Source organism: Mesorhizobium sp. M0410 (genome assembly GCF_040321435.1).
In the GTDB taxonomy this organism is placed as follows: Bacteria; Pseudomonadota; Alphaproteobacteria; order Rhizobiales; family Rhizobiaceae; genus Mesorhizobium.
On the sequence record NZ_JAMYRN010000057.1, the window covers coordinates 1 to 3,921 of the forward strand.

At 58.9% G+C, this 3,921-nt stretch carries 3 protein-coding genes; all 3 read right to left on the reverse strand.

The annotated features are described in order from the left end of the window. Positions 1 to 654 precede the first annotated feature (654 nt). Entirely contained in the window at positions 655 to 915 is a 261-nt protein-coding gene (locus tag NKI63_RS30445; protein ID WP_352496595.1) for a helix-turn-helix domain-containing protein, read from the reverse strand. 415 nt (positions 916 to 1,330) lie between these two features. Further along, entirely contained in the window at positions 1,331 to 3,154 is a 1,824-nt protein-coding gene (gene glmS, locus NKI63_RS30450) for a glutamine--fructose-6-phosphate transaminase (isomerizing) (RefSeq protein WP_352492867.1), read from the reverse strand. A gap of 584 nt (positions 3,155 to 3,738) precedes the next feature. After that, positions 3,739 to 3,921, reverse strand: a 183-nt coding sequence (locus NKI63_RS30455) for a hypothetical protein (protein WP_352824113.1), incomplete at its 5' end; no start/stop codon positions are given.

Consider the following 3,921-nt stretch of genomic DNA (forward strand, 5'->3'; position numbering starts at 1 on the left):
ACCTGCAAACCCCCGCCTGCCATCACGACGGAGCAATCCCGGCGCCTGACGAGGCGCGTGGAAAAGCACCGCAACGGCGACCACAACGTCGCTTCAGGCCGTCAAAAGCTTATCGCCGTGCATCAAGGCGGCTAGAAGCGCGCCGGCAGCCGGGCGGGGGGCTTGGGGTTAGACTGCCGGCGCACGCCACTCATGAAGAGCGGCCCCTTTTTGCGGTTCCGACACCAATAGTCAACCCGGCAGCGTCTGGATGCCCGCTGTGCTCTTTTCAGAGCGGCTCGCGATGCCGGCCATGTCGGCCGATCCTGCCTAGGATGGGGGGCCACTCTCGTCGGCCGAGTTGATGCTCCAGCCAATATCGCCTTGCCGACTAGCATGGGTTCGCCGTTAGCAATCCATCCTCGCGAGCCGATGCTATCGTGCACGTGTCGCAGCACTCCGGGCGGCTATATCGCCTAAGACAGCATGACGAAGCGTTCCAACTTCCTGTTCGGCGAGCCCGTGTGCAGTTCCTGACTCGGACAGTGGACGAGAATTCTCTTGGCGGTACTGCGCCAGAAGGCATTCGCGTCCAACGGAATCAAGCGACGACTATCAGCCGCAAACGTCACATCACAAGAACGGTCTTCCACCCATTGCAGATTATCCGACTGATCAGGCGGCGTCCGATATGTCCGACTCTGCCTCAAGAATTCCCACAGGTATGGACAGCGATCTCGCTATCCGATTCCGATAGCCCTTATTGTACTTTAGACCCCGCTCGATGTTTTGGATTTCCTGAGCGGCAAGCCCGCACGCGACCGCGAGGTCCTCGATTGAATACCCAAGGTGCTCACGATAAGCGCGGATGATGTGGGTCCCCTGCGACATAGCCGTCAAGACTGGCTCGGGAATGCGCGAATCCTTCATAAACATCTCCAAGAAGATGGGAGCGCCTGACAAATCGGGAGATTTCCTCCCCGACCCTGGCGCACACCCAGCAAATCAAAAAAATGGACTTCCATTCGGCCGGACCGGCCTCATCCATGGAATGGGCCACTTGAAATTGGCAGCCGGGTCGGAATATGGCGGCTCACCTGCTTCTGATCAAGTTCTAAGAACCTGCCCGCCATGAGATGGCCTGATCGGCTGTAGCGCATTCGACCTGCGATCCTACACGACTCATTCTCCCCGATGGCTTTCTTGAACAGCAACTCGAACTCTCACTGACGCCTCCAGTGGCTATTCGCGGCACCGTCCAGCCAGCCTCGCGGACGCTGATACCTTCGACCAATTTCCACCGCCGATGCAGCGAAGATGGACAAGCATCGCCACCTATAAAGGTTCACAATCACTCGACCGTGACCGATTTTGCGAGATTGCGCGGCTGGTCTACGTCTGTGCCCATGAAGAGCGCCGTGTGGTAGGCAAGAAGCTGTATCGGCAGCGAGAAGATCATCGGCGCAATAATCTCGTCGACAGCCGGCAACACGAGCGTGTGCATGGTGTTGAGTTTCGATGCGGCTGCCCCTTTTTCATCGGTGATGAGGATAATCCGCCCTCCACGGGCAGCCACTTCCTGCATGTTGGAGACGGTCTTGTCGAAAAAGCGATCATGAGGCGCGATGACGATCACTGGCATGTTGTCGTCGATTAATGCGATCGGACCGTGCTTCAATTCACCCGCCGCATAGCCCTCGGCATGGATGTAGGAAATCTCCTTGAGCTTCAGCGCACCTTCCATCGCTAGCGGGAAACTGGTGCCACGGCCGAGATACAGGACGTCACGACACTTTGACAGTTCGCGTGACAGGAACTCGATCTCCGGCTGGATGCTGTTGAGTACCTGGCCCATGACGCGCGGCACTTCGGCGAGGCTCCTGACGAGCGCCTGCAGCTCGTCTTCGGTTACGGTCCCGCGGGCTCTGGCGGCGCCGATGGCGAGTGCGGCTAGAACCGCAAGCTGGCAGGTAAACGCCTTGGTGGAGGCGACGCCAATCTCCGGTCCGGCAAGGATCGGGAAGACCGCATCGGCCTCCCGAGCGATGGTCGATTCGCAGGCATTGACGATAGCGCCAATTTTCAGCCCACGCTCCTTGCAGTACCTCAACGATGCGAGCGTATCGGCGGTTTCGCCGGACTGCGAAATGAAAAGAGCCGCCGACTGCGGCGACAACGGGATCTCGCGGTAACGGAATTCGGACGCAACGTCGATTTCAACCGTCAGGCGCGCATAGCGCTCGAACCAGTATTTTCCGATCAGTCCGGCGAGATAGGCGGTCCCGCAGGCCGAGATCGCCAAGCTCGGGATCCTGGCGAAATCGATGCCAGAAACCATGTCGGCGCGATTCTCTATGATGTTGCTATAGTGACGGAGAGCATGGGCGATGACTTCGGGCTGCTCGTAGATTTCCTTCTCCATGAAGTGGCGATGATTGCCCTTGCTGGCCAGATCGGCCGCGGCCGTGGAGGTATGGCGCGGACGCTCGACGGGATGGCCGTCGAAATCGAAGATATGGGCGCCCGAATTGCCGACAATGGCCCAGTCGCCCTCGATGAGATAGGTAATTTCATTGGTGAAGGGAGCAAGCGCGATCGCGTCGGAGCCCAGGAACATCTCGCCGTCGCCGTGACCGATCGCCAGCGGTGGTCCGTTGCGCGCCGCCATGATGGTCGACGGATCATCTTCGAAGAGGACGGCAAGCGCATAGGCGCCCCTGACGCGTTTCAGCATGGCACGCATCGCCTCTTGCCGCCTCATGCCCTCCCGGCGGTGTCTTGCCAAGAGATGCGCGATGACCTCGGTGTCGGTGTCGGTCTGGAACTCGGCGCCAGCCGCCGCCAATTCGTCCTTCAGCTCGGTGAAATTCTCGATGATGCCGTTATGGACGACGGCGACACCGTCGGCAAAGTGCGGGTGCGCATTGCGTTCCGTCGAGGCCCCATGGGTTGCCCAACGCGTGTGGCCGATGCCGATGTTGCCGCTCAGCGGCTCTTCCTTCAGTCTCCTCTCGAGATTGACGAGCTTGCCCTCGGCGCGCCGGCGGTGCAAGACACCTTCGGTGATCGTCGCAACGCCGGCGGAATCATAGCCGCGATATTCCAAACGCTTCAATGCGTCGACCAACCGATCCGACACCGTCTGTTGCCCAACGATACCAACAATCCCGCACATGTTCGTCTTCCCATTCTTGCCGGCAGCTTCAGCCTACGCGAGACGGATACCCATCCGGCCGCTTTCATTGGGGGATCTTCTAGTAGTATTGGGTAATATTGGTATAATTGATTGTAGGGATAGCTATCATCCACCCCATGGATAAGCCGCGTTTGGGGCCCTGATCTAACTTCTTCGTTGCGCCTGACGTCCTCATGACCGAACGCAAGCCCACACCCGCGGCACGAAGGAACAATCGGCCATGCGCGATCATCCCGGCCACGCACCTGACCACGAACCGCCGCCGCTCGTGGTCACGCGGTGATCGGCATGATCACACAGCACTGTAGTTAGGCAGCATCAGCGACGCATGGTCGGCATCATCATCATCGGCAACTCGGCGCCGTCGGCATGATTCACGTGTTCGTCACGTTGATCATAATCATCGTCGCCGCCGATCTAGTTTCTGATTGCCTGCCGCTTTGACGCGGCTTTCGCCGGTAGAGCTTAGCCCGCGATGGCCTATCAAAACGCTGTTAGTCGGCATGGCCGAAACCGAGAGTCAGGCGGCGCACGCCACAGAGCACGTTCAGCGACCGTTTCAGTCAGCGCCGGCTTTCTTGGGGTTCGTAGCGGTCATCAGGATTCTCGGGGCATGAATGCACTATCACGAAAGCGTTGGTTCTCAGTGCTTCGTCCGTATTAGGTCGTGAACCCATAAATGGGAATGAGGGAGATGGGTGAAAAGCGATCGTTGCGTCGTTTGACAGATCGCGCATATTGTCGAG